The organism is Candidatus Thermodiscus eudorianus (genome assembly GCA_015521085.1).
Taxonomy (GTDB): Archaea; Thermoproteota; Thermoprotei_A; order Sulfolobales; family Acidilobaceae; genus Thermodiscus; species Thermodiscus eudorianus.
Genome location: WAOW01000005.1, coordinates 336470 through 362702 on the forward strand (window position 1 = coordinate 336470; position 26233 = coordinate 362702).

General features: G+C 54.2%; 21 protein-coding genes. 15 read left to right on the forward strand and 6 right to left on the reverse strand.

Going from position 1 to position 26233, the window contains the following annotated elements:
- Positions 1–141: 141 nt before the first annotated feature.
- Entirely contained in the window at positions 142–1665 is a 1524-nt protein-coding gene (locus F7C38_04980) for an acyl--CoA ligase (GenBank protein ID MCE4600901.1), read from the reverse strand.
- A gap of 136 nt (positions 1666–1801) precedes the next feature.
- Here F7C38_04980 and F7C38_04985 point away from each other — a divergent pair, with 136 nt between their 5' ends.
- The 8 genes from F7C38_04985 to F7C38_05020 all read left to right on the forward strand — a co-directional run bounded on the left by F7C38_04985 (position 1802) and on the right by F7C38_05020 (position 10562).
- Positions 1802–2629 (forward strand): ABC transporter ATP-binding protein, encoded by an 828-nt coding sequence (locus F7C38_04985; protein MCE4600902.1) that lies wholly within the window; start codon positions 1802–1804, stop codon positions 2627–2629.
- A 14-nt stretch (positions 2630–2643) separates the two neighbouring features.
- Complete coding sequence (locus tag F7C38_04990; protein ID MCE4600903.1) at positions 2644–4602, forward strand: AMP-binding protein; 1959 nt, start codon at positions 2644–2646, stop codon at positions 4600–4602.
- Positions 4603–4608: 6 nt separating this feature from the next.
- Positions 4609–5484 (forward strand): branched-chain amino acid ABC transporter permease, encoded by an 876-nt coding sequence (locus F7C38_04995; protein ID MCE4600904.1) that lies wholly within the window; start codon positions 4609–4611, stop codon positions 5482–5484.
- A 12-nt stretch (positions 5485–5496) separates the two neighbouring features.
- The gene (locus tag F7C38_05000) at positions 5497–6534 is read left to right on the forward strand and encodes a branched-chain amino acid ABC transporter permease (GenBank protein MCE4600905.1); all 1038 of its coding nucleotides are present in this window, start codon (positions 5497–5499) and stop codon (positions 6532–6534) included.
- A gap of 164 nt (positions 6535–6698) precedes the next feature.
- On the forward strand, positions 6699–7997 hold the full coding sequence (locus tag F7C38_05005; protein MCE4600906.1) for an ABC transporter substrate-binding protein: 1299 nt from the start codon (positions 6699–6701) through the stop codon (positions 7995–7997).
- An 81-nt stretch (positions 7998–8078) separates the two neighbouring features.
- Positions 8079–8855 (forward strand): ABC transporter ATP-binding protein, encoded by a 777-nt coding sequence (locus tag F7C38_05010; GenBank protein ID MCE4600907.1) that lies wholly within the window; start codon positions 8079–8081, stop codon positions 8853–8855.
- A gap of 106 nt (positions 8856–8961) precedes the next feature.
- Positions 8962–10185 carry an MFS transporter gene (locus F7C38_05015; protein ID MCE4600908.1) on the forward strand — a complete coding sequence of 408 codons (1224 nt, stop codon included), beginning with the start codon at positions 8962–8964 and terminating at the stop codon, positions 10183–10185.
- Positions 10186–10289: 104 nt separating this feature from the next.
- Positions 10290–10562 carry a hypothetical protein gene (locus tag F7C38_05020; protein MCE4600909.1) on the forward strand — a complete coding sequence of 91 codons (273 nt, stop codon included), beginning with the start codon at positions 10290–10292 and terminating at the stop codon, positions 10560–10562.
- A 25-nt stretch (positions 10563–10587) separates the two neighbouring features.
- On the opposite strand, the gene F7C38_05025 is transcribed toward F7C38_05020, so the two are convergent.
- The gene (locus F7C38_05025; GenBank protein ID MCE4600910.1) at positions 10588–12906 is read right to left on the reverse strand and encodes an ArsR family transcriptional regulator; all 2319 of its coding nucleotides are present in this window, start codon (positions 12904–12906) and stop codon (positions 10588–10590) included.
- Positions 12907–13109: 203 nt separating this feature from the next.
- Here F7C38_05025 and F7C38_05030 point away from each other — a divergent pair, with 203 nt between their 5' ends.
- The 3 genes from F7C38_05030 (at position 13110) to F7C38_05040 (ending at position 19140) form a co-directional block, all read left to right on the forward strand.
- Positions 13110–13721 (forward strand): hypothetical protein, encoded by a 612-nt coding sequence (locus tag F7C38_05030; protein MCE4600911.1) that lies wholly within the window; start codon positions 13110–13112, stop codon positions 13719–13721.
- 26 nt (positions 13722–13747) lie between these two features.
- Positions 13748–14056, forward strand: coding sequence for a MarR family winged helix-turn-helix transcriptional regulator (locus F7C38_05035; protein MCE4600912.1), 309 nt, complete (start codon positions 13748–13750; stop codon positions 14054–14056).
- Positions 14057–14334: 278 nt separating this feature from the next.
- Complete coding sequence (locus F7C38_05040) at positions 14335–19140, forward strand: Ig-like domain-containing protein (protein ID MCE4600913.1); 4806 nt, start codon at positions 14335–14337, stop codon at positions 19138–19140.
- Positions 19141–19254: 114 nt separating this feature from the next.
- Here the strand turns inward: F7C38_05040 and F7C38_05045 are convergent, their stop codons facing one another.
- The 3 genes from F7C38_05045 to F7C38_05055 form a co-directional block, all read right to left on the reverse strand.
- Positions 19255–19728 (reverse strand): SRPBCC family protein, encoded by a 474-nt coding sequence (locus F7C38_05045; protein ID MCE4600914.1) that lies wholly within the window; start codon positions 19726–19728, stop codon positions 19255–19257.
- A 100-nt stretch (positions 19729–19828) separates the two neighbouring features.
- Entirely contained in the window at positions 19829–20215 is a 387-nt protein-coding gene (locus F7C38_05050) for a hypothetical protein (GenBank protein ID MCE4600915.1), read from the reverse strand.
- Positions 20212–22047: a GMC family oxidoreductase gene (locus F7C38_05055; GenBank protein ID MCE4600916.1), complete on the reverse strand. Its 1836-nt coding sequence runs from the start codon at positions 22045–22047 to the stop codon at positions 20212–20214. The genes F7C38_05050 and F7C38_05055 overlap by 4 nt, the downstream gene beginning before the upstream one ends.
- Positions 22048–22239: 192 nt before the next feature.
- Here F7C38_05055 and F7C38_05060 point away from each other — a divergent pair, with 192 nt between their 5' ends.
- From F7C38_05060 to F7C38_05075, 4 genes are all read left to right on the forward strand, one after another.
- Positions 22240–22899, forward strand: a complete 660-nt coding sequence (locus F7C38_05060) for an HAD family hydrolase (protein ID MCE4600917.1) — start codon at positions 22240–22242, stop codon at positions 22897–22899.
- Positions 22900–22951: 52 nt separating this feature from the next.
- Positions 22952–23638, forward strand: coding sequence for a phage Gp37/Gp68 family protein (locus F7C38_05065; GenBank protein ID MCE4600918.1), 687 nt, complete (start codon positions 22952–22954; stop codon positions 23636–23638).
- A 61-nt stretch (positions 23639–23699) separates the two neighbouring features.
- The gene (locus F7C38_05070; GenBank protein ID MCE4600919.1) at positions 23700–24263 is read left to right on the forward strand and encodes a hypothetical protein; all 564 of its coding nucleotides are present in this window, start codon (positions 23700–23702) and stop codon (positions 24261–24263) included.
- Between the two features lie 83 nt (positions 24264–24346).
- Positions 24347–24880, forward strand: coding sequence for a hypothetical protein (locus F7C38_05075; protein MCE4600920.1), 534 nt, complete (start codon positions 24347–24349; stop codon positions 24878–24880).
- A 534-nt stretch (positions 24881–25414) separates the two neighbouring features.
- On the opposite strand, the gene F7C38_05080 is transcribed toward F7C38_05075, so the two are convergent.
- Positions 25415–25681: an AbrB/MazE/SpoVT family DNA-binding domain-containing protein gene (locus F7C38_05080; protein ID MCE4600921.1), complete on the reverse strand. Its 267-nt coding sequence runs from the start codon at positions 25679–25681 to the stop codon at positions 25415–25417.
- Positions 25682–26233: the final 552 nt, after the last annotated feature.

Consider the following 26233-nt stretch of genomic DNA (forward strand, 5'->3'; position numbering starts at 1 on the left):
TCCTCCCTTAGGCTATCTCCTGTAGGATTTTATATTAGAAAACTTTGTACAGATGCCTAAATATTAGTTTGTAATAGTACTTATCTGTTAGAATTAGTTTATAGATGTTATTATATTAACAACCACAAGGATTAATGACTTCTATAGATAGCCCTCTATGTTTATCTTTCTAATCTTCTTGTAGAATGCTACCCGGGAGTTGACGTACTCCATAAGCTCCTCCTCCGATACCCTCTCACCCTTCTTCAGCCAGACCCGCGCAACCGGCTTCTGGCCTACCTCCTCGTCGGGCTCGCCGTATACGATTGCCCTGGCTACAGCTGGATGTTTCTCTAGTATGATTTCCAGATCCCGTGGTAGTATCGCATATGCCTTGTACTTTATCAGCCTCTTCCTGACGCCTCTAAAGTATAGTAGCCCGTCCTCGTCCATGTGGATGAGGTCTCCGGTCCTCAGCCACCCGTCTACGAAGGCCTTCTCGTTCTCCTCGGGGTATTCGTAGCCTTTCATTATCCATGGGGCCTTGGCTAGGAGCTCGCCTGTCTCCCCAGGGCCCAGTTCCTTGCCGGGGTCCTCGGGGTCTACTAGCTTTACGTCTACGCTTGGTAGTGGGATTCCGAGCGTGCCCTTCACGTGGGCCAGGTGGATCGGCTGGAGTGTTATGACGAGGCTCTCGGTCATTCCATAGGCTTGTACGAGTGGTGCCCCGAGCTTCTCCCTGTATTGGTCTTGGGTCTCCGGCTTTAGTGGTGCACCCGCTGAGATGCCTAGCCTCAGCTTCCCATGCATTGCTTCGTCTGCCTCGGCTACTAGTTGTTCGTGCATGAGTGGTGCTCCTGCGATGTACGTGGCGAGGCCCTCGCTTACCAGGCTCTTGGCCAGTCTTTTGTTCCATCTCCTCATAGCTACGACCGTTGCTCCTACTAGGAGTGGCGAGAGTAGTGAGAGCTGTAGTCCTAGCACGTGTGTTATAGATGCTACTAGTAGTGAGGAGTCCTTCTCGCTGAGCCCGGCCATTAGTGCCAGCGCCTTTGACGACGTGTATAGGCCTCTGTGGTGGTGTATTGTCTGCATTGTCCTCCCGGCTATGCCGGAGTAGTAGAGCGCGATGGAGTCGTCTAGCTCTCCTATCTCGGGCTCGCTGTAGCCCCTTGCCAGTAGGGCCTCTGTGAAGCCTGCCACCTCTAGGCCTCCCGTCTTCTCGCCCGGAGTCTGGTCTGTTAGGAGGACGTGGCGTATCCCGGCTTCCTTTATCACGTCCTTGTTCTCCCTGTAGAACTCGCTGTCCATTATGTAGGCTGTGAACTCGCGGCCTTCTAGCTGCATCGCCAGGTCCTCGCCTATGGTGAGGGGGTCTATCAGGACGGTTCTGGCGCCTGTTGCTAGCGAGCCTAGTAGTGCTGCTATGGCTTGTATCGTGTTCCGCGCTGAGAAGGCTACTTGTGTACCCTTTTCTGCGCCTTTGGACTGGAGCCATGAGGCTATTGACTCGGTCGTCTTCTTGAGGTTTTTGAAGGTGATGCATGTCAGGTCTTCGGCTTGTATTAGCGCGCATTTCTCTGGGGGTTTGTCGCGTAGTATGGCCTTGTGTATTGGTTCGAACTCGCTGTCTAGTTCGTGGGGTATGCCTTTGGGCCAGACTTTGTGCCAGGGTCTGGGTTGCACGGCCTTACACCGTATTACAATTACCAGTTGTATAATATTTTACTATTTCGCTCATTAAATCGGAAGATTTTTTACAGTGGGATAGGCTATGTTGTTAGTCGGTGGTCTTTTGGGGGGACGAGCCTTAGAGCTTAGATTGGAGACTCCTAAAGTCGACCACATATGGGATAAGGGGGAGTTCTACGAGAAGAAGGAGTACGAGAAGGAGACCCTGGTGAGGACCGAGGACGTCGTCGTCAAGTTCGGCGGCATAAGGGCGGTGGACGAGGTCTCGATAAGCGTAGAGCGGGGAGAGATACTAGGCATAATAGGGCCCAACGGCGCTGGCAAGACCAGCCTCCTAAACGTCATATCGGGCTTCTACAAGCCCTCAAGCGGCCGGGTCTACTTCAAGGACATGGACATAACCAAAATGCCTCCCCATGAGAGGGTTAAGCTAGGCATATCCAGGACATTCCAGCATAGCGAGCTCTTCCTAAGCATGACCGTTGTAGAGAACATAATGACGGGCCTCCACCCGTGGATGAAGGGCAACACTCTAACCTACGCCCTATGGACGCCTGGAGTACAAGAGTGGGAGGAGTGGGCCAGGGAGAAGACAGAGCACGTCATAGACCTACTAGACCTACACATGTACAGGCACCACGTAGTCGGCAGCCTATCCCCAGGAGTCCAGAAGAGGGTCGACCTAGCCAGGGCCATGGTCCAGGACCCGGAAGTAATATTCATGGACGAGCCAATGGCCGGCTTGACGAGAGAGGAGAAGGAGGACCTGGTGAGGGCTGTCCTTGAGATCTACGAGACCCGCGGGGTAACCTTCGTCCTGGTCGAACACGACCTGGAGGTCGTGATGGACATATGCAATAGGGTGGTTGTTATGGACTTCGGGAAGGTGATCGCCGAGGGCAAGCCCGAGGAGGTAGCAAAGGACCCGGTAGTCCTCCACGCCTTCATAGGGTTATAGAGGAGCGTGGAACCATGCTGTCGAGCGAGGTCCTACTAGAGGAGGTCAAGTCCCGGAGGGGCGAGGAGCCCTACGAGACAACCTTCCAATGGCTCCTCTACGAGAGGGCTGTCAAGACGCCGCGGGGCACGGCCTTCCGCTGGAAGCGCTACGGCATCTGGCACAAGTTCACCTGGAGAGACTACTTCGAGAGGGTCGCGTGGGCCGCGCTGGGCCTGAAGGAGCTGGGCCTTGAGGAGGGCGATAAAGGGGCGTTCATGACCTCCAATAGGCCGGCCTGGATAATCTACGAGATGGGGGTCCAGACGGCTGGCGGCGTCAGTATAGGCATCTACAGAGATAGCCTCAGCGACGAGGTAGCCTATGTTCTTGAGAGGAGCGATTCGAGGTACGTGCTAGTAGAGGGCCAGGAGCAGCTAGATAGAGTGCTCGACTCGGGGGTCGACGTTGACAAGATAATAGTCGACGAGGCTAAGGGCCTCCACCAGTACCGCGGGAGCCTCGGGAAGAAGATCATAACCTTCGGCGACCTACTAGTCATCGGGAGGAAGGCCTACAAGTCCAACGGCGACAGGGCTCTAAAGAGGATGCTCGCAGACCTAGACCCCGACATGATATGCGGCCTCTTCACCACGAGCGGCACCACCGGGCTCCCCAAACTGGCAATGCTCTCCTACAAGAGCATGCTCGCCATGGCCTACCAGCTAAACGACTGGGACCCCGTGGGCGAGGACTGGGAGTACGTCTCCTTCCTGCCGACGGCCTGGATAGGGGAGCAGATGATGAGCATATCATGGCACACGCTCTCCGGGTTCAGGGTGAACTTCCCAGAGACGCCGGACACCATGTGGCACGACTTCAGGGAGATAGCACCCCACTTCCTATTCGCGCCGCCCAGGATATGGGAGAGGATAGCGAAGGACATAATGGCCAAGATAGAGGACAGCGACCCCCTAAAGAAGGCCGCCTACAGGATAGCCATGTGGATAGGCGAGAGGGCCGCCAAGACCAGGCTCGTCAAGGGCAGGTCCAAGCCCACGCTACCCTGGAGGATACTCCACTACGTAGCCTACTGGCTGGCCTTCAGGCACATACTCGACAAGAACGGGCTGAAGAGGGTTAAGAGGGCCTACACGGGCGGGGCAATGATAGCGGAGGACTACATCTTCTACTACCACTCGCTGGGGGTAAACCTCAAGCAGATCTACGGGCAGACGGAGGTCGCTGGTATAGCTGTGGTGCACCCGGACGACGACGTCAGGGCGGATACCGTGGGCAAGCCGCTTCCACTGACAGAGGTCCGCATAGCCGAGGACGGCGAGATACTCATAAAGAGCCCAGCGTTGATGAAGGGATACTATAAGAACGAGGAGGCCACTAGGAAGACCATAGTAGGCGGGTGGCTGAAGACCGGCGACGTGGGCGAGCTCACCGAGGACGGCCACCTCAAGATCAAGGATAGGGCCAAGGAGATAATAGTCCTGGAGGACGGCACTGTCGTAGCCCCGCAGATAGTCCAGAACAAGCTGAAGTTCAGCCCCTACATAGGGGAGGCCGCTATAATAGGCTCCGGCAAGCCGTACCTGGTGGCGCTACTCAACATAGACTTCGAGACAGTCTCCCGCTGGGCTGAGAGGAGGAGGGTAGCCTTCACGAGCTACTCCGACCTATCGCAGAAGCCCGAGGTTCTCGGGCTCTTGAAGAGGGAGGTTTCCAGGGCTAACAATAGGCTCCCTGAGAAGATGAGGGTCAGGAAGTTCGCAAGCCTCTTCAAGGAGTTCCACCCGGACGACGAGGAGATGACTAGGACGAGGAAGCTGAGGAGGAAGGTCATAGAAACCAGGTACGCGGGACTCATAGAGGCCATGTACCAGGGAATGGAGGAGTACGAGCTGACCGTCGTCATGAAGCTGGAGGACGGCAGGCGAGTGCCGGTCACCAAGAAGGTGAAGATAATAGACGTGTCGAGGTGAAGAATAGTGGATGTTGGCATTATACTCCAGTCGACTCTTAGAGGCGCCATAATCGGCATAATCTACGCGATGATAGCCCTCGGCTACAACATAGTCTATAGAGTCAATAAGTCGATAAACTTCGCCCACCCCACTATAGTACTCTTAACAGCCTACGTCGCGCTAATGGCATCGTACAGGTACGGCCCCCTGGTATCCTATACGCTAGCGATAGTCACAGCCATAATAACTAGCGTGGCTATAGAGAGGCTCGTGGCCAGGCCGCTCCTAGGCAGGAACCCCATCGCCCTGATAGGGGCGACGCTGGGAGTATACTACCTGTTGAAGGGCGTCACCCTAACCATAGGAGGAGGCACCACGGCCGCGCTACCAATACCCTACAGGGTATACTCGTTCGGGGCAATCAAGATGGCCTCGAACGACATCGTATCGCTCGTGGGAACAACCCTAGTCCTAGCGACGATAATCATACTCCACAACAGGACCAGGCTGGGCGCTGCTATGAGGGCTGTGGCGGAGGACGTTATCGGGGCGGCCGCGTACGGTATACCGGTTAGGAGGCTCCTGGTACTGAGCTGGGTGCTAGCAGGCCTCGTCGGAGGCTTCGGAGGCATATTCCTGGCCGTCAAGAACCAGGTCTCGGTAGAACTTGAATACTATGCCATAAGGGCGCTGGCCGTAAGCCTGATCGCTGGCCTAGACAGTATCGGTGGGGTAGTGGTCGGGGGCATAGCCCTGGGTATAACTGAGGAGCTGGGGAGCCTCCTGCTAGGCGAGTACCTGCCGGGTATAGGGTATGATATCGCCTTCTTCATACTCTTGCTGGTCTTGTTTGTGAAGCCTTATGGGCTGTTCGGGACGGAGAGGATCGAGAGGATCTAGAGGTGGTGTAGGATGCCTGCTGGAGTGTTCAAGGAGACCTACAGGTCTGACATGGCCCATCTAAGGTATCCTATACACTATGCGGGCCTCATCATAGGGCTCATACTAGCCTTCACCGCTCCACTATACTTGAAGGGCTACTACCTCAGCCAGGCGATCGTGTTCATGATCTTCCTAGTGGCCACCGTCGGCTTGAACATAACGCTGGGGCTGGCTGGTCTAGTGAGCCTAGCCCACGGCGCGCTGATGGGTGCTGGAGCCTATACCGTCGCGCTCCTGGCTTCGAGGCTGGGGCTCAACACGCTACTGGTACTCCCCTTGGCCGGCCTGGCGGCTGCTGGCCTCGGGTTCATACTGAGCCTCCCCAGCTTCAAGCTCAAGGGCTACTATCTTGCCATGGCTAGCCTGGCCGCTCAATTCATACTGGAGTACATCTACTCCTTCCTAGCCCCGGAGCAGTACATCAGCATGCCCTTCGAGACCAAGGAGATAAACGGCGTGTTCTTCGGCGAGGGGGTCCCCCTCTACTACCTAAGCCTCATAGTCACCCTGGTACTGCTAGTGGTGGCGGCCAACATTGGCAGGGGGAGCCTGGGCAGGGCTATGAAGGCGGTCAGGGACAACGATGTGGCGGCCGAGATAGTGGGTATAAACGTTACCAGGACAAAGGCCCTCGCGTTCACCATAGGAGGCTTCTACGCCGGGATCGCGGGTGGCCTCTACGCGATCTACAGCTCCGGTATAGGCTGGGAGGGCTTCACCCTCCTCACATCGATAGAGCTGCTCGGCATGGTGCTGATCGGGGGGCCTGGTAGGATTGTGTGGGGGAGTATACTTGGAGTTCTCCTCTTGAAGACTGGGTGGACGAACCTGGAGAGCTACTTGAGCCCGTGGCTTATAAGCGCTGGCCTCGACATAATAGCCTCGTCGGCGAAGTACATTGTCCTGGGAGTCCTTATAGCCTCGTTCATTATAATCGAGCCCGAGGGGTTCATAGCTATACTTAGGAGGATAAAGGAGTACCTGCGGCTGTGGCCTTACAGCTATTAGTTCGTCTATTACCCTCCTTCATATTTATATAATATCACATGTTTTATTAATATAAATTATAGGGTAATGTACATGTTCGCCACGTAGAAAAACTCTTTTATATTGAAGTGGGCACACATTTAAATCGAACTATATATTCCTCAAGGGGAGAAGGGTGGGATCGAGTGGATCTTAAAGTCGCAGGAGGCGTAATCCTCGTAATAATAATCATACTCGCCGCGGCCTATGTCTTCATGGGCAAGGGAGGAGGCGGAGGAGCAGAGACGACGACAACCGCAGCACCCGCGAAGGAGATCACGATAAACGTCGGCCTCCTAGTAGACGAGACCGGCCCGACCAGCGACGTAGGCAAAGGATACTCGCTCGGTGCAGAGACCGCGCTGAAATACTTCAACGAGAAAGGCATATACACCAAAGACGGTGTCAGGGTCAAGATAAACTACATAAAACGTGACTACGCTTACAAGCCCGACCAGGCAGAGGCCTTCTACAAGGAGTTCAAAGAGAAATACCATGTTATAGCGATAATCGGGTGGGGAACCGCCGACACCGAGAAGCTAAGCGACACCGTGGCGAAGGACAAGGTAGTATACATAAGCGCCAGCTACTCGGCGAAGCTTACTGTCAAGCCCTACAACTTCTTCCCAGCACCAGACTACAGCACACAGGCATGCGCAGGGCTAAGCTTCCTAGCCCAGGAGAAGCCTGGAGGCAACCTAGTACTACTATACGATCACAAAGTAGCCTACAGCCGCAGCCCAATACCAGCGATAAAGAGCGTGGCCCAACAGCTGAACCTAAACCTGGCCGGAGACTTCGACCTGCCACTGAAGGCTACAGAGTCCACGGCCGAGACCGTGATCAGCGACGCGGCGACCAAGAACCCCGACTGCTTCTGGTGCGGCAACACAATAAGCAGCTGTACCCTAGCCGTTAAGGCGATGCACAAGCTAGGAGTCAACGGCATCCTACTGGCAAACGTCTGGGGCTTCGACGAGAGGGTAGTAGATCTAGTAGGCGAGGCGGGCTACGGCAGGATGGCCGGAGTCTCGCCCTTCGTATACCCGATGTTCGCCGACAGCCTAGGAGCCAAGGGGATAGAGACGCTCCGCGAGGCCGCGAAGATGTTCAACGTGCCGAGCGACAAGATAGACCTAAGGTTCACCCAGGGCTTCCTCAACGTATGGCTACTAGTGCAGGCCATAGAGAGGACCGACTCCCAGAGCCTACAGCAGAAGGGCGGAGAAGCCCTGAAGGCGGCACTAGAATCTTCGTGCAACGGGGAGCCGTTCTCCTTCGGAGGCCTGACCGCCGACGTACTACGCTTCTGCCCAGGAAACCACGTGCCCTACGTGAAGAGTTACGTCGTAGTACTCGACACTGATGGCACCTTCAAGATCAAGGGGCCCTTTGAGCCGCCGAAGGGCGCTAACTGTGCGCAGATAACCATCCAGCAGGGCTAGCGTAGCCCACTCTTGTAACATCCTTTTTTCCCTCCCATTGTATCTTATAGTGTCGGGTCATGTGGTGCACTGGATTTGAACATGGTGGAGTTGAAGAACGTGGAGATAATGTACCATCCCTTCATACTTGTAATAAAGAACCTAAACCTAGTGGTCAAGAGCAACAGCATAACAGCCCTCATAGGACCCAATGGAGCCGGCAAGAGCACCCTACTGAAGGCGATCTCGGGCGTTATAAAGCTCGAAAGGGGGAGGGTCACCCGCGGGGAGATAATCTTCGAGGAGAAGACCAGGATAGAGAACAAGGACCCCGACTGGATAGCCAAGCTAGGCATAGTATACGTCGCCGAGGGCAGGAGGATATTCAGGGAGCTCACAGTCCAAGAGAACATTGACGCGGTCGCCTTCGCATGGGGCAACATAGTGGACCCCAACATAGTATACGAGTACTTCCCACGCCTCAAAGTCCACAGGAACAGGAGGGCCGGATACCTGAGCGGCGGGGAGCAGCAGATGCTAGCCATAGGACTCGCACTGCTAGCCAAGCCGAAGCTGATGCTCCTCGACGAGCCGAGCCTTGGCCTGGCGCCTAAGATAGTCACCCAGGTCTACGAGAACATCAAGATGATGCACGACAACGAGGGCATCACAATGCTACTAGCGGACCAGAACGCCGTGAAAGCCCTAGAGATAGCGGACTACGGCTACATAATGGAGAACGGTAGGATAGCTACAGAGGGACCCGCAGAGGTCCTTAGAGAAGACAAGGACGTGAGGGAATTCTACCTGGGCATGGGCGCCCAGAAGATCAGCTACAAGACCGTGAAATGGTATCACCGGAAGAAGAGGTGGGTATAGCCCTCCAGCCGGCTCGATCCTCCTCCAAGCCCTCGGGTTTTTAACCGCATAACAATACAACATTATAATATCCTAGCACGTATTGTAGTCCCCCGGGGCGGCCTGGTTGAGGAAGCTGCTACTCTCGATAGCGATAGTAGCCTTCTCAGTAATGTTCTCGATATCAATAGTGGGCCCACTGCTCTCAAGCCTAGCCGAGGCAGAAGGGATACCACTAGGCGACAAGCCAAACACCTCGATAGGAATCATATTCTCCCTAGGAGGATTCTCCCTAGCCCTATTCCAGATCCCGCTAGCCAGGCTGGCCGACAGGCTGGGGAGGAAGTGGTTTGTCTTCTGGGGAAGCCTAGGGGTAGCCCTGTCAGTCCTACTCATAGGCTACGCCCGTGAAGTGGCGGAGGCGCTAGGCCTCCACGTAACCCTAGACCCGCTTGGCTGGGACGAGTCAACGATTATGCTAGCGCTGGCGCGTACGCTGCAAGGTATAGCGGCTGCAGCCACCTGGCCAGTCCTACTATCAATACTAGCCTCGGAGCTGCCGGTCGAGTCGATGGGCACGGCCATGGGTGTCTTCGGTGCCTCCTTCGGGCTCGGGATGAGCCTAGGCCCGGTCGCGGGGCCAGGGGTCTCCGCGAAGCTCGGAATCCACGCCCCCTTCATACTATCAGCGGTACTAGCAGTTCTAGCGGCTTTAGCCTCGCTTGCTATAAAGGAGACTAGGGCCTACGGGGAGAGGCGGTCGAAGAAGAGGGCCTCGGTCAGGGATCCACGCCTGATAAGCCTTGGACTAGTCGCCTTCACACTCCTCTACGCGATGGGCGCCCTAGTGGTCATCTATCCAAGGTATATGACGAGCGAGCTAGGCCTAAGCCTGGGAGACCTGGCCGTTGCAATGGCCCTAGCCAGCCTAACCTACTCGCTACTACAACCCCTGACAGGCAGGCTAGCCGATATTGTCGATAGGAGGCTCCTAGTAGTGGTAAGCCACCCGCTAGCCGGGATAGCGGTATTACTAGCTGGGCTCTCAAAGGATACACTAGGGATCTACGCCTCCATGCTGCTCTTCGGCCTAGCTGGCGCGTTGACTTTCCCAGCGGCAACGGCATTGCTAGGAAGCATAGCCCCTAAGGGCCTAGAGGGAACATATACCGGGATCTACAACGCGATGCTCAGCTTCGGAGTGACTATCTCGCCGATAACCGTGGGCCTGCTAGCAGACTACCTCGGCTATAAGGCGGCATTCGCAAGCGTCTTCCCCACGGTCCTAGCGGCGACGGTCACATTCATCCTACTCTATAGGAGACCAGGCCATCCACTCCACGAGGAATAGGATGGTAGAGGGCGTTAGAGGGACCCTCCTACGAAGACCTTCGTCGAACGCTTCACTTATATCCCCCGTCGAATGTAACAGTGAGTCACTCCGGCGACCGAGTAGTGATTGATGCGACACAGGCACTGGGAGTCGCGGGGATGCTACTAGTCTTCGCCAGCTTCACTGTCAGGAACTGGCTGTGGCTCTACACGCTCAACCTGGCGGGAACACTACTACTAGACCTGTACGCGGTCCTACAGGGAGACCCGGTCTTCACACTGCTTGAAACCGGGATTGCCCTCTTCCTACTCTACAGGGTTGGGAACGAGCTAAGGGTTAGAAGACTGGAAAAGAGGGTTAGAGGCAGGAACCACTCCTCTACAAGCGGCGGGTAGCCCCCCCATCCTCGGCGGATCCGCTTTATCCCTGGGCTTTCAATAGGCGATACAGCTTCATTATTCCACCGGAGAGTTTAGCCACCTCTTCCTCGGAAGGCTCCTGGCCCAGGATCACCCTCATCAACAACAGCTCGTCACCAACCATCCCCTCCGGGGGATCCTCCAGTATCCGTCTCGCCTTCTCTCTCGCCGAATCCAGGTCACCCTCCAGGTAGTCTAGGACCGCCTCCTCCCACTGGATATCGCCTTCGACGTATCCGATGAACCTGTTCTCCTTGGCCTCGGCCAGCCTGGCCCTTGCTCCTCTGAGGTCTCTCTCTACGATGCTAGTGTATATGAAGAGCGGCGATGCGAGAGCCATTATATGCTCCCTCAAGTCGCCGTAGAGGAGGCTGGCGACCTCCTCTACCTCGGCTAGGGTCTTCTTGAGACCGCTTATCTCCCCCATGTAGCTCTGTATGACTGCTATGTGGACCAGTGCGACGGCATAGTTACCGAAGTCCTCTTTCTCAAGCTCTATCTGGGCCTCTCTTATCGAGTTGTTTAGAGCCCTCTCCAGGTCGCCCTCGTAGAATGCGATAACGGTATCGCTCCCAAGGATTGTTGGCTCTATAACCTTCTTCAGATCCCGGGGTAGCTCCTGGTAGATGGACTTCGCCTCGTCTAGTAGATTCTTTCCCTCGTCCATCTTTCCCGTTTTCACGAGCAGGCCTGCGAGGAGGGCAGCTACCCTGGCGTATAGTGGTTTCTTGCTCCTCAGCCGCTCGACGTGTTTCTGTAGTGTCTTGACTCCTTCTTTGAGGCCTAGCTTGTTTGTTGAAACCTCGATCAAAGTCTTCTCTATCGTGAATAGGGATCGCTGGTATAGCGTTAACCCGCTGCAGTACTGGAGCTTCCCGACTATACTATGGTATAGGCCGAAGCAGCAGGTCATCCAGCTCGAACCATATAGCAGGCGTTCCTCGATCACCGGGACTATATCGTCTATGAAGCAGTTCTCTGCCATGAGGAGCAGGCCCTGCATCCTCCGTTTTATGTCCGGGTGCCTGCTTAGGGCCCGGGCCACTTGCCTCGCCAGGAGCCTCAGCCTGTGTGTAGAGGCTACTTTTGGCAAGCCGGCTATCCGCTCCCTAACCTTCACCTCATCATCCAATACCTCGATGAAGCCGAGCCTCTTGAGAGCGTTTAGCCGCCTGGAGCAGGTTATCTGCTTGAGGGCGAGTATATCGCATAGCGTCTCCGCTGGCAGGGTCCCTCCACTAGCTATCAGTAGTTCGAGTATTAGCTTGTCGTTCTCGCCGAGTATCTCGCCTATCTCCGACTCGTAGTATGAGGTCACCGCCCTGTTTATGCACTCGTCCAGCGGTAGTCCCGTTGACTTGTACAGGTTTATGATCCCGTGTACTAGGAGTGGTATGCCCCCGCTCGACTTCGCGATCCTAGCGACATCACTCCTCGACAGGTTGATGGTTATATCTCTGGCTAGCGTCTCTAATAGCTCTGCCGTCGCCTCAGGGGGTAGGGGCCCGACCTCTAAGTCGAGTACTCTGCCCTTCCAGTATGGGAGCTTCTTCTCCCTATACCTTGATATAATGAAGACCCTAGCCGGGTTCTCGATCTTCTCGGCTAGGGAGAGGGCGTACTCTCTAGGCTCCTTGCCTATCTCGTGGAAGTCGTCGAACACTATCACAGCCGAATGCATGCTCAGTAGCCTGGCGAGGGTTTCGACGCCACTGTTAAGTATGCTTCTCGCATCCATCCCAGTTATCGTTGATGCCAGGAGGGATAGCTTCCACTTCAGCGTCTCTCCAGTGTCTGAAGGGATTGGAGTGTACCAGTATACGGGGTCGCTCCCTCTATAGCGCCTAATGTACCATGCTACTAGGCTCGACTTCCCAACGCCTGGCAGGCCCCAGACGTGTATTATTGGAGCGTTAGAGGAGTGTATCGCGTATAGCTCCTCCTCCCTCCCTATGGGGTCCTGGTATTCTGGGATTATGCTCCTCCTCAGCCTAACCACGTCTCTATAGGTCTCGCCCTTGGAGAATGATACTTCGAGGGCCCCGCCATCGAACCTGATACTGAATCCCTCTATGTTTAACTCGTAGATCTTCACGTTCCTACCGCCTATCCTCTTCCAGCGGCTTCTTACAACGCCTAGCTTCTCAAGGTGCTTCAGCCTTCTAGATATCGATGTCTCGTCTTGTTGGAGTACCTCCGCTATCTCCCTCGTGTACGAGGGTCTCATGCTCAGTAGCATTAGTATCTGGATGTTTACCTTGTTCTTTATCGTGTTCAGCAGTACATCTAGCTTCTCGGCTGGCTCGGGCGACTCGACCACCAGCTCGACCTGCTATACGGGGATCCACTCTAACCCTATAGCATGGAGTGCTATAAAGCTTTCTAATTAATGAAAACAAGTGAGAGATATTATACTAGCGGGGTGACGGGCCTGCCAGGGCCAGGCGAAACTCTGAATTTCAGAGCCTCATATAAACTAAATAAGAAGCCCCTGGAGGGATCTAACAGGGGGAAGAAGGAGGGTTGGAGGAGGACAGAGAAGCCCTAATCCGTGAAATGTCCGATGTAGCAGCCATAGCCGTTAAGATAAGGAAGTTCCTAAACCACATAGCATCATCATTCTCATTCTACGTATACTCCCTCGGAGTCATAGGCCCCCTCCTAGTGGCTAAAGGGCTCGGGGAGATGCTCGGGGGCAACCCCGACTACTGGAACACGGGCGGGATTATACTCGGCGTCCTCATAGCAACCTACCTACACGGCACACTCCTCTCAAAGATCGTCAGAAGCCTCGGGGTAGAAAGGGAGGCTTCAAGGTCGAAGTACGCCCTGGTACTCTTCATGCTAATCTTCTTCGGCATAGGGATAGCCTCATACCTAGTAGGAGAACTCATACCCTCAGCCAGCAGCGTCTCATGGTACCCACCACTAGCGGTACTGCTACTGGTAATCTACCTATTAATGAGGTCAGAGTACACGTTCCCACACCTAGTAGCGTCGATAATCATGCTAGCCACCTCCCCCCTCGTACTATACATGGGCTCCATCGACATAGCCATAGGCCTACTACTCATATCATACCTAATCGCCGGGACGCACAGCGCATACAAGGCCCTGGAGGAGCTCGGCGGATAGATATGCCGGATAGAGGGACCCCTCACATGCAGCTATCCCGGGAGGCCCAGATACTCTTCAACCACAAGCGCTTCATAATAACAACGATACTCTACATCAGGGGGTCCCTCACGATGGCCCAGCTTAGGAAGGCCACAAACCTGTCATGGGGCGATCTAGACTCAAACATCCGGTACCTACACAGGCACGGCCTCGTGACCTACCGTAGAACCATCACGGAGTCGGGCCCGAGGTCGATCGTCGCTCTCACAAAGAAGGGAGCCGAGGCCTATAACGAGCTGACATCTTACCTCTCCCAATACCTCGCAGGCAAGAGAGACTCCAAGACAGGTTAGCCCCGACGACAGTAAACCCTGGGGGCCGCATAGCCCCGTGTTAATACGTGGACCCCGGAGGGCGTTTTCCTCTATATAGAAATAGACCGGCTTTAGGCTGGATCCAAGACTTAATTAGGGGGTGATTGTGTAATATGGGTCTTAATAAAGATTTTATATCAGGGTTAATAAAGCCGGTTTGAGGCGCAGCATCTGAACCTTAAATAGGAGGCGACACAATACTTTATAACATAGTTTATTATAAAATGAATTAGTTATATCAGCGAGGCGTCTCATCGATGAACTATAAGTGGATGAAGCTAATCATCCTACTATCACTGGCTCTAACCGCAACACTCCTAATAACACACGGAGAGGATGGAGGATCAGGCGACCTCGTTATAGCAAACACTACAACCCTACGAAACCGCGTACTAACCATACAAGGAAGCCTAATAATAGAGCCAGGCGGAAAGCTGATCCTAGAGAACTCTACCATAATACTAGACGAGACAAAAGATTTTCAGTACAACGTGACTGTAAAGGGAGAACTAGACCTCAACGATAACTCGAAGATCAATACTACGAGCGGATACAAGTACACAGTCTACGTTGACAACGGAACACTAACCATAAACAACTCCGCACTAGAGAACATAGGCGGCAACAGCGGACCAGGCATCAGCGCCTCAGGCGAATCCCCGAGGCTAGAGTTCCATAACGCGCTGATAACCTACAAGGGATACTACATGAAGATCCTAGTCCATGTAGATACAAAGACTGACGGAGTGGAGGCGACGCTGGGCAGGCTCTCCGTAAACGGTCTGAGGACCCAGTCGGAGGACGGCAACGTACCGCAGAACTATATGATCAAGGTCGAGGGCGACACGGTATTCAGTATAACGGGCGTGGACTTCCTAGACGGAAAGCTGACGGGGTGGAGCGATATCTTCATCTCCTACTCTGCCTCCACTACTAGAATCCCCTCAAATATAACATTGAATCTAACCAGCTCCAAGGCGGATACAATCAAGGTATACTCCTACAAGAAGCTCAACCTACGAATACACAACGTTACAGGCGGCACATTAACGGTGTCCGGCAGCTATAATGTGTTCCTGAACGCTAGTGTGACGAACTCTACGTTCACAGGTAAAATAGACGTGGACTACTCTGAACTCTACGCCAGGGACTTAAACGCGCAGTCGATAAAAGCCGAGAACACAAACGTGACCATAATAGACTCGGCTATAACGAACCCGGGTAACGACGGCGTCTACGTGTACGAGTCCCTCAAAGAACACTTCAGCATCAACCTAACCAACGTTAAGATAATCAACGTGACACAGGGCTACTACTATGGAGAGCAGAGTGGCGTAAAGATACATCAAGCCAACAGAGACACAGAGGTACACATCAAGAACCTAACGGTGACCAGGAAACCCGGAGAGGAGGGAGTCCCCGGCATATACATCGGCGACGTGAAGGGCGCCGAGATACACGTATCAGACTCTGAGATCCCGGGCATAGAGATATCGACCGATAAAAACTTCTTTGACGGTGGAATGTCGGAGAGGGTAAACCTATACCTGTCAAACGTGAAGTCATCCCTCGACGGGAAGCCGATAGTAGTCTACAGAGGCTCTAGCAGCAGCAAGTTGTCGGGAAGCTATGCGCAGATCTTCATATACAACTGTAGCAACATCGAGGTAGGCAACATGTCCTTCACAGAGAGCATCCCGAACCCACTGGTAATAGCGGGGTCCTCGGACATCAAGGTTAGCAACATAACGACAAACAACAGCGTCTTCCACGCGGCAATCCTAGTCCTAGACTCACGCAACATAGACCTGGAGGGGTTGAGGATCAATTCGTCGACAACCTCGCAATATACCAGGAGCATAGCTCTGGTCAACGCGAGCGACGTGACTTTAAACAACTCGGAGATATGGGGCGGAAGCGACTACCAGTTCGCGAACGCCCTACTAATAAGCTATAGCACTCTGGAAATGGACAAGACCTCCATCACGTCCACTGTATCCAACTCGATAGCAGTACAGGCGATCAAGTACTCGACCCTGAGCATCACAGACTCAAACATCACAAGCGCCTCCACGGGGATAAAAGCGGCCGGGTCAACAGACATATCGCCTCCACAATCCCTCTCCATATACCACTCCAGCGTCACAGCCGGTTACAGGGCGGTGGTAAACGATAACAGGCTTATAATACAGTCCTCAAACCTGACGGTCGAGACGGAGAGCCCCCGATCATCCTCATACGTCCTAGCTCTATCGCATCCGAGGTATTTGCTGGTCAACGCCTCAAAACTTGAGAGCACCATAGCCTCGGGGTACATAGACTCCATAGTCTACCTCGACGCCGGTAACGCTGGAAACCTCAACCTGACACTCACAGGCAACAACCTCACAGGGCCAGCCAAATACGGCATCTATGTCGCGTCCTTCACCAATGCAAGCAGTAGCCTGGTGATAAAGGATAACTCGCTCCAGGGACAGATAGTTTCGATCCTGCTAAAGTCCTCCGAGGGAGCCTCGGTAACGGACAATAGAATAACGTCTGGGGCAAGCTCTCCTGGCGGCATAGTGTTGAAGCCCTCTAGCATAGGCCAGACCCTACACGAGATACAGGGCAACCTGATCGACGGACGTCCAATAACATACCTCTACAGGGATACCGCCATAGGCCTACATGGATTCGGCCAGATAATAGCCGTGATGTCTCACGTCGAGGCAGAGAATACCGGCATCACGGGATACCCAGGGGTGGTCCAGCTCTACTCCTCCACAATGACGGTCAAGAACGCTAGCATAACGGCCCCCTACAGCGACAATGGAGCGCTGGACTCCTACGAGAGGCAGGACGCCCCTGTATTCAAGACGGAGTACAGCTCGACCCTGACAATAGAAGGTTCGAGGATAAACGCCAAGACGAGCCTGATATTATTCGAAGTCGAGCTAAACGGGGGCACTGGAGAGGGACTAGTCCTAAACAACACTAGGATAGAGGGGACAGCCTATAGGCTAGTGGATACGACGGCCCAGGTGTCCATAGGCATATACAACTCCGTGATAAACTGGAACGCGACCATCGAGGGAAGCCTAAACCATGAGATCACCAGGATGTACTGCAACACCGGCAATCCAGGCCTAGAGTTCGACCTAGTAAACACTAGGGTGACGATAGCCAGTGGCAAGAAGTTCGACCTGGAACAGGTGAGACGAGTCTACTGGAAGAACGTGACCGTAGAATCATCCAGCAAAACCGGGATTAGCGACAACGTGTTGATCTTGAAGGATGTCCGGTCCGCTAGGATAGACGATGCCAGCTTTATTGGGGTCCCAGGCGTGCATATTGAGAGAGCGCTCGTATACGTCACGGGAGGGGGAGTCTATAACATAACTAATCCAGCGTACGCGGGGTTGCTCGATGCAAGATACTATACTAGCCGTGCTTTCATCGACGGGGTCGTGTTTAATAATGTTACGGGCAAGATGATCTACGTTTATAGCAGTAGTGGAGGAGAGTTCGGGCTAGCGAATATTGGGTTGGACGCTACAGTGAGTAGCTCCAGCAATAGCTACTTCCTCTCATTAATGTACAGGGGGACAGTCTATACCGGCAACCTAGTAGCCAACCATTCCACTGGCACGCCGATATACGTGAACGGTGGAACACTCTACATGCACTACTCATCGCTGACGAACAACACCTGCTACGGCCTCAGAGTCCAGGGAGGGGCTGTAAACGCTACACACAACTACTGGGGAGACTCGAATGGTCCAGTGTTTACTGAGTCGTGTGACGCCAAGGATCCAGAGGAGGTCTACAACACGACAACCATATACTATAGGCCCCCTCTGGTAAACCTGCCGCGAGAGAACGACACTACTCCCCCGACAGTTAGCATCACATCTCCAGCCGACAACGCCGTCTTGAAGGGCTTGGCATGGTTTAACGTATCCTACAGCGACGACTATGGTGTTATGGCGGTTGTGATCCTTGTGGACGAGCAGCCCGCCGCGATCCTATTCGAGGGCAATAACTCTGCCAGGATCGATACGTCCATCTTCAAGGACGGCAACCACACGATATACGCTATCGCATACGACTACGCAGGCCATACAAGCATCGTTAGCATAGGAGTGGAAATCGAGAATAGCAAGCCCTCTGCGAACATAACGGAGCCCATCAACAACAGCATTGTATCCGGCTACCTGACGATCAGGTACTACGTCTACGACGATAACCTCGACACCGCGAGGCTCTACGCCAACAACACGGTCATCTCATCCACGACGAGGACCGGCTACACGAGCTACACGCTCAACACGAAGAGCTACAGTGACGGCCCACTATGGCTCAAAGTCACAGCGGTAGACGAGGACGGGCAGACCTCCGAGTACAGGATACTCGTGACCATAGACAATACCCCGCCCTCGCTGATCGTAGACACTCCAGGCAACAACTCCTACATCAGGGGCACCAGGCAGGTCAAGTTCTCAACCCACGACAGGCACCCGAAGGAGTACAGGATCTACCTCAACGGCACCCTCATAGAGAACGACACCTCCACAGGAACCATCACCTACAACCTAGACACCACGAGGTACCAGGATGGGCGGTACAACCTGACGATCTACACGGTAGACAGGGCCGGCAACGCTAACGCGACTACAAGATTCATTACTATAGACAACACTCCCCCCAGCGCAACCATACAGTCCCCCAGCAACGGGCAAGACTTGACGGGGACCGTCAACATAACAGTCGACGCCAGCGACGCCATAGGCTTAAGATACGTAACCATATACATCAACGGGACCCTGGTATTCAACAAGACAGTCGACCCCGACAACCCCACAGACCCAACCTACACCTATGAATGGGACACCACCAAATACCAAGACGGCACCTACAACATCACAACAGTAGTCTACGATCTAGCCGGCAACACCGACACAGACCAGAAAACCGTGCAGGTACTAAACGCACAGCCAGTACCGGAGAGCGGCCTCCTAGCACTCGTAGCCCTAGCCATAGCCCTCCTGGTTCTCCTCGCCAAGACGAGGAGGAACCGCTAACCCCCACTTTCTTCGCCTCTCCCCGAACACATGTCTACGCAAGCTATCGACCCTACCAGTCCCAATTTACGGCTTCCTTACCTGGAAGGGCTGGGGAGGGACCCTCAAGCCATATCAAGCCAGTGGATACCATTCCCCAGATTCTAGAAGCTTCTTCGCCTTCTGTAGGCCTTCATGCATGTGGGCGCTTATCCTCCTAGCAACCACGAGGGAGTCGAGGACCGGCCCGATCGGCCCCCATGAAAGCCTGTAGTCTAGCTCCATCTCCACGAGGGTCCCTCTGCCTCCCGGCTTGAATATGCCTGTGAGCTCGTACCAGGCGAGGGGACCCTTCTCAACCCTAACCATGACGTCTCGGAACCCCCTATTCCACTCGAACTCCACAGCCCTCGTCACCCAGATGAGGTCTAGCGGCCCGACTCTGGCCCGGTACCTGACAGTCGATCCGACCCCTAGAACCGTGCCTTCTATCCTCTCAGCGCTGACTATCGATGGATGCCACTTTGGCGCGTTCACGCCATCCGCGATGAACCCGAACACCCTGTCTACAGGCGCGTTTATCTCCACCCGGAACCTGAGCCTCGCCATAACATGGCCCCACCACATGTAACAGGCTGCCCCGCGGGGAAAAGCCTTTGAAGCCCTCGGAGGGCATGGGGAGGTAAATGATCGTGGCATTGGATTTCTACTAGCACCTCCTCGACTTGTTGAGAGCCACCACGTATAGCGCGAGCGAGACCAGCGCTATAGCGCCGTCGACCATCGAGTTCAGCTTCAGGGCCCCGACTGTAGGATACCTAGCGTACCAGGCCATGCTTGAAACCGACGAAACAAGCTTTCCAACCCCCAGCGGGAGCAGCATGGCCCAGTACCTCTCCGGGTTCACCGCCACCAGCAGGGCTAGAATCGATACAGTGGCCATGAATGCGAGAGCCAGAGAGTGCCACAGCGCTGCATCGCTGTCCACGCCCGTGCCAGGGAATGTCGTGGGCGAGAAGGCGAAGACTAGGCCGACGATGACGAAGCCTAGAAAAGCCAGCAGGGCCAAGACCCTGACTATACCCCAGAACCTCACCTCGGGCCACCCAAGTCCCTAGAGATACTCCTCGAAATAATCAGTGCAATGGCGTTAATTGTAAGCTGTGGGTTCACCCGGGTCGTCGACGGGAGGACCGAGGCGTCAGCCACGTAAAGGTTCTCCACTCCATAAACCCTACCACCCCCGTCGACGACACCCGCATCGGGGTCGCTAGCCATCCTGGCAGTACTCATGGGGTGGTAGGCGCTCAGCTTGTAGCCCCGGGGCCCTGTAGACTCAAGGAGCCTATCGAGCTCGGAGAGACTCCTAACGCCCCGGCCCCTCTTCAACGGTGGATAGACCTTCTCCGCGCCGGCCGCGAATAGGATCTCGGCCGACAGCCTGATGCCGGCCTTCACCTTCTCCAGGTCGTTCGTGCATAGGTTGTACCTGGCGACGCCGAAGAGCCTGAACCCGAAGACATTGCCAACGCACGAATCACTGGTCTGGACTCCGATAGAGGCCAGCCTCGGATAGTTAGCTAGCTCGCCTATTGGGAGGCTCGCAGCACTATACCCAATGCCGGGCGGGGGGAAAGTCGCCAGGAGCAGGGTGTGATGCTCCTCTAGGAGGTCGTCCACGTAGTATGATTGCATGGTACCCCTCCAGCCATAGATGGCCTCCGGCATAACGGCGCTGACGCCAGCAGCCGGGTGTATATGGAGGTGGCGCCCCAGGCTCCTAGACCCGACCCCGGACTTCTTCAGCAGCCTTGGAGTATTGAGTGCGCCAGCAGAGACAACCACGGCTCTAGCCGCGATCCTCCTCGATACATTCCCTAAACGAACAACCACGCCGACAGCCCTGCCATTCCCCACGAGTATCTTCTCGACGACGGCGCCGGTATAGATCTCGGCCCCGTTCTCAACCGCCTCCCTCAGGAAGCCGAGCCTCATATCAACCTTACCACCACATGGACAGCCGAAGGCGCACTCCCCGAGCCCCCTGCACCCGGAGATGGGCCTACGAACTGGGCCATGGCTGAGCCCTAGGGACTCGGCGCCCCTCCTCATGACCATCGCGTTACCGCCTAGGAGGGCCTCGGGGACGGGCTTTACATTGAGCCTCTCCTCGACTATCCTATATGCCTCCCCTAGCTCGTCAAGGCCGATGTTCACCCCCGTCTCCCTCCTCCACTCGGCCAAGGCGTCCTCGGGGACCCGGAACATGGTGCCGGAGTTGACGGTTACAGTCCCGCCTAAGACCCTTCCAAAGGGGAGACTGATGCTAGGGACTCCCCAGGTGAACGTCAATCCACTATCCCAATAATACTTCAAAGCCCTGTAGACTGGGTGCTCCCCGTACAGTTCCTCAAGCCTGGGCTCCGGCCCCGCCTCGAAGACTGCGACACGGTACCCCTCCCTCGACAGGCTCCACGCCACGACGGCACCGCCAGCACCGCTGCCGACAACCACGACGTCATAACTCTCTCCAGGCCCCTTGGACGCGGAGAGCTCGACGTGTCTACACTCGGTGACGGGCGGGAGACGGTTGCTCCTCCTGTAACCTATCTTCCCAGCCTCCCCTTCATCGGTATAGTACGCTGCGAGCAGGAGGAACTCGAACATCCCGATCAAATCGCTGATCAAGCTCTCGGGACTCAGCCTCTCCAGCCACTCCCGCCTCTCCTCCACGCTCAGCCTGTTGAAGGTCTTCAGCTTACTCTTCAGTGGGGCTAGGTTAACCAGTAGAGACGCCGTGTTCAACAGCTTCCTAGGCCCCCTGTCGATGACGGGGATCATCTTCTCCCCGAATACTTCAACGGGCCTCACAGTACCCAGCTCGGCCTCGGAGAGACTCCTTAAAACGGCTAGGAGCCTACCAGACAAGGGATACCCGACCCACTAAAGATAGGCACCATAAACGAGTTATACAGGTTACCATACAGTCACGCGCAGGAAAACCGTTCTCCATATTCCGGGCTTCGGGATCTCCCTTATCCGTCCTATCCGGCCTTCGGGGGTGGCCCCTAGAGGGACCCTCCCCCCATCTCTTATAACGGGGCTGCTAGAGGGTTTCCTATGACGGTTGCAGAGAGGGTCCCTCTAGTGGAGTCTGGGTGTAGGCTGAGGCTTGTAATGTTTGACCTAGATGGCACCATCATCGACACCATGGAGGTGTACGCAGGGCTAGCCTCCCAGATAGTCTCCAACATTGTTAGAGGCTTTGACGAAGACTATGTCAGGGAGGTGTACTTGGCCACGGCTGGCCGTAGCTTCCGAGACCAGCTACAGGCGATGGGTGTGCCGGGGGAGATGATAGAAGGAATCGCCGCCCGCTTCGAGGAATCCAAGATCAAGTCTCTGAGAGATGTGAAGCCCGCCGGGAGGGTCGTCGAGAGGATTAAACTGTTGAAGCGCTCCGGCCTGAGGGTAGCGCTCTCGACTAACAACGAGTGCAGGGTCATAGAGGGCCTAGACTGGGTTAAGGGGCTCTTCGACTATATACTCTGCCACGACCCCGACAGGGGGATTGGGAAGGGCAAGCCCCACCTGGAGATGCTCCTGGAGGCCGGCTTTAGGAGGTGCGAGATCGTCTTCGTGGGAGACAGTGATTACGACCTAGAAGTCTACAGGCCTCTGGGGGTCAAGACTCTGAGGACCCGTGGATTGTGGCGTGCAGACGATAATACCGTCGAAGAGATACTAGAGCTAGCCGGCAGGGGTGGAGGGACCCTCTAGCTCCCAGGGCATATACACCACACGAGGGAGAAGGCTGCTGGCGGCGGATAGCATGGACGACGTCTGCAAGATAACCCTCACGTGGAACCCAGTCACCGGGTGCCTACACGACTGCACCTACTGCTACGCCCGTAGGCTCGTTGAAACACGGCTCAAGGACACCAGGAAGTATAGGGATGTGGGATTCAAGCCGAAGCTACACAGGTACGAGCTGAGGCGGAGGTTCAAGCCCGGCTCCTACGTGTTCGTGAGCGACATGGGAGACCTCTTCGGAGACTGGGTGCCCAGGGATTGGATAGCCCTCGTACTAAACACGATCAGGAAGAACAAGGGCACCCGGTTCCTCCTATTAACCAAGAACCCCTCCAGGTACCATGAGTTCCTAGACTCCATGCCCGGCAACGTGGTGCTCGGCGCAACAATAGAAACCAACAGGGACGAACTCGCCAGGAGCCTCTCAAAGGCCCCACCGCCCAGCGAGAGATACAGGGCCATGGCGGGGCTAGAGTGGAGGGAGAAGCTAGTGGTGGTCGAGCCAATACTAGACTTCGACCAGGAAACCCTAACCAGGTGGATAGCCAGGATAGAGCCCCGGGGAGTATACATAGGATACGACAACTGGGGCAACAAGCTACAAGAGCCACCACTAGAGAAGACCCTAAACCTAATCAAAAGCCTTGAAGAGCTAGGGTTAAAGGTATGCAGGGGCACCATCAGGAAAGCATGGTACCAGCCATAACCGTCCAGCTAACACAGCTGTTATATGCAACCGGCAGAAAACAGTATATAGGGGTGAAAGAGTGTATGGCCTGGAGGGTGTTATCAGGAGCATATACCGGGAGCTTGAGCGTTTAGGCTATAAGCCGGTAATTATTGGCACCTATGCGTTAATCCTCCAGGGCTGGCTCCCATCGGGGTATCTAGAGGAAACCAAGGATATTGATGTGTATATCGACGAGCCCATGGTAGTATTCGACGATAGGATTGAGGAGAGGATGCTAGCTCTCGGGCTTAGTATAGGAAGATCGGAGTCCGGTGGCTTCTATGTAGACGCTGGCAAGCCCGTGGAAATTGTCTACCCTATACACGACTTCTTCATTCCGAGAGTCCTATTGGAGCACACTGTGGTAGTTGGAGAATTGAGGGTGCTTGAGGGCCATGCTACGCTAGTCGCTAAGGCTCTTGGCTCCTCTATCGAGCACCTGGCTCCAATTATTAAAGCTATGAGTGCTGAAGTCAAACCCCAGAGACTATTCGGTCTTCTCGAATGCATTGTTGGCGAAGTAGAGCCTTCGAGATATGAGGTTGCTAAGAGAAGAATAGATGCCTTCATCAAAAGATATTTAACAAATAAAGAAAGGTGATTCAAGTGAAAGTCGATCTCGGTGCCCTCATACCTGCCCTCAGAGATTGGACTCTTTGCATCGACGAGCCCACTTGTGAGTGTGTGATTTGCATTGAGTTACCGGAGTGGGCGGAGGAGCTCGGCGAGCGTGAGAGAGTATACCTGGCCCTCTACATCGCCTCCAGACGCCTACTCGACTACAGGCTGGCCGCCGCCATGCATATCTATATGGTGAAGAACAGGGTTGCGCTAAAGCCAGAGATATTACTACGGGGCTTCAGAGAGTCCAGGACGACCTCCAAGGTCCCGCGAGCCGTTGAGGACGAGGGACCCTATGTATGGGAGGCAGTACTCTACAAGGGAATACTCTACGCGCAGGGAATACTGAGCCTAGACAAGCCAGTTATAGTCAAGGTAGAGCCTCCAAGGGATAAGCGGGGAAGGGAGAAGCTACGAGTTCTACTAGAGGGCAAGAGAGTGACAGTCAAGGGTAAGACATACCATGTCGGAGGCCTCATCAAAGAACTCGGCGGGCGAAGAATAGCGCCCTGGACATACCTGGTACCCAAGAGGAACCTGCCAAGACTACTCGGACAAGTACCGAGAGCCCGTGTATCCATACTAGCTCCATCATGACATCACGCTTTCCACCTAGGGCTTTGGGACAACGGTTAGGCATAGGTAGATGTCGAAGCCTTCCTAAAAATTAAAATCATCGTAGAAGGAAACGTTGGTGAGTTGTGATAGGTTTTCTTTATTTTTATTTAAGAAGTTCTCTTATAGCCTTTGTTATACTCCACACCTTTATAATTCCAGTTTCAGCTATTCTGTTAAAGTCATTATCGTTTGTTATGAGTATAGCATTTGCTTTTAGACAGGTTGCAGCATGGTATAGATCAGCGTATTTCTTTTCTGGAATAAAAGGTTTACATATATCTATATGATTATGATCTGGTTCGACTAGAACCGCTTTACCTACGATTAGTGAATAAAGGATTTCCTGCTTGCTCTCTTATATGTGGAAGCTTGCTTGAGAGTTTATCCAGCCAAGACCTGTACTCTTCGAGAAGAACACTATTAATAACAACCTCTATGCTGGGGTCACTGAGAAGTTTGTGGATAAGGCGTGTCGTCTCGGTATAGCCTGATTTAAAGGCTGCTATAAAGACGTTAGTATCTAGAAGAAATCTTCTCTTTTGCAATTCTGTTAGCCTCTTCCTCGACCTCGCTAGAAATCTTCTCTAGGTCTAGCCCGGCCTTTGCGACCTCTTCGGCGAGTTCTCGTAGCACCTTTTCAACGTCAATCTTTTTAAGAACTAGAGCGTCATCTCTAATATTTAAGACAAGTAGTCTATCCCCGTTCTTCAGGTTAAGCTTCTTCCTAACTCGACTAGGGATAACAATCCTACCCTTCTTGTCAATAACAACTATCTCCACAAATCCCACCTCTCCCACTTACCCCACGATTAGCAGTAGTATGACACCAGCTATAAGATTTCTCTATTCTTTTCAGCCTTTACCAGCGGCACTTCGAATATTAAAATAAAATAATAAATATTGTTAAATATCCTCAATTAAGCATCCCCATTCATTTCATCATAAATTGTAATATGTGGTTATATATAGCGTCTCTTCCGAATCCTTATAATGTATAGTGTTGTCTTGGATGGCTTAGGTGAGGCAGTTGCTCCAAACGAGGTAGCTGTCCGCGGACTCCTCTCTCCTCCGGGCTACATAGGGTTTACTCCGTTAAACTGTATAGGCCATGGCTCTCTCTATAGCGTGGCTCTGGGGCTGACACTTCTAACCTCTCCCACAACTGGTTGCTGTTGCCTGGATAGTCAGCATCTACCAAGGAGGCTAATCGTGTATGGTTTTGATTACCATCGTAATAACGAAGCGAATCATTGTCGACAAGAGACACTGGAGACTGTGCAAGGTCCACCACTGTGGCAACGGTTCTCTCAGCGTTGCAGTAGCTGGTGATAG

Excerpts from the sequence above, each read along its gene's own strand:
- F7C38_05000 (MCE4600905.1), top strand. The coding sequence starts at position 5,497 with ATGCCTGCTGGAGTGTTCAAGGAGACCTACAGGTCTGACATGGCCCAT.
- F7C38_05060 (MCE4600917.1), top strand. The coding sequence starts at position 22,240 with ATGACGGTTGCAGAGAGGGTCCCTCTAGTGGAGTCTGGGTGTAGGCTG.
- F7C38_04990 (MCE4600903.1), top strand. The coding sequence starts at position 2,644 with ATGCTGTCGAGCGAGGTCCTACTAGAGGAGGTCAAGTCCCGGAGGGGC.
- F7C38_05035 (MCE4600912.1), top strand. The coding sequence starts at position 13,748 with ATGCAGCTATCCCGGGAGGCCCAGATACTCTTCAACCACAAGCGCTTC.
- F7C38_05040 (MCE4600913.1), top strand. The coding sequence starts at position 14,335 with ATGAACTATAAGTGGATGAAGCTAATCATCCTACTATCACTGGCTCTA.
- F7C38_05065 (MCE4600918.1), top strand. The coding sequence starts at position 22,952 with ATGGACGACGTCTGCAAGATAACCCTCACGTGGAACCCAGTCACCGGG.
- F7C38_05045 (MCE4600914.1), bottom strand. The coding sequence starts at position 19,728 with ATGGCGAGGCTCAGGTTCCGGGTGGAGATAAACGCGCCTGTAGACAGG.
- F7C38_05010 (MCE4600907.1), top strand. The coding sequence starts at position 8,079 with ATGGTGGAGTTGAAGAACGTGGAGATAATGTACCATCCCTTCATACTT.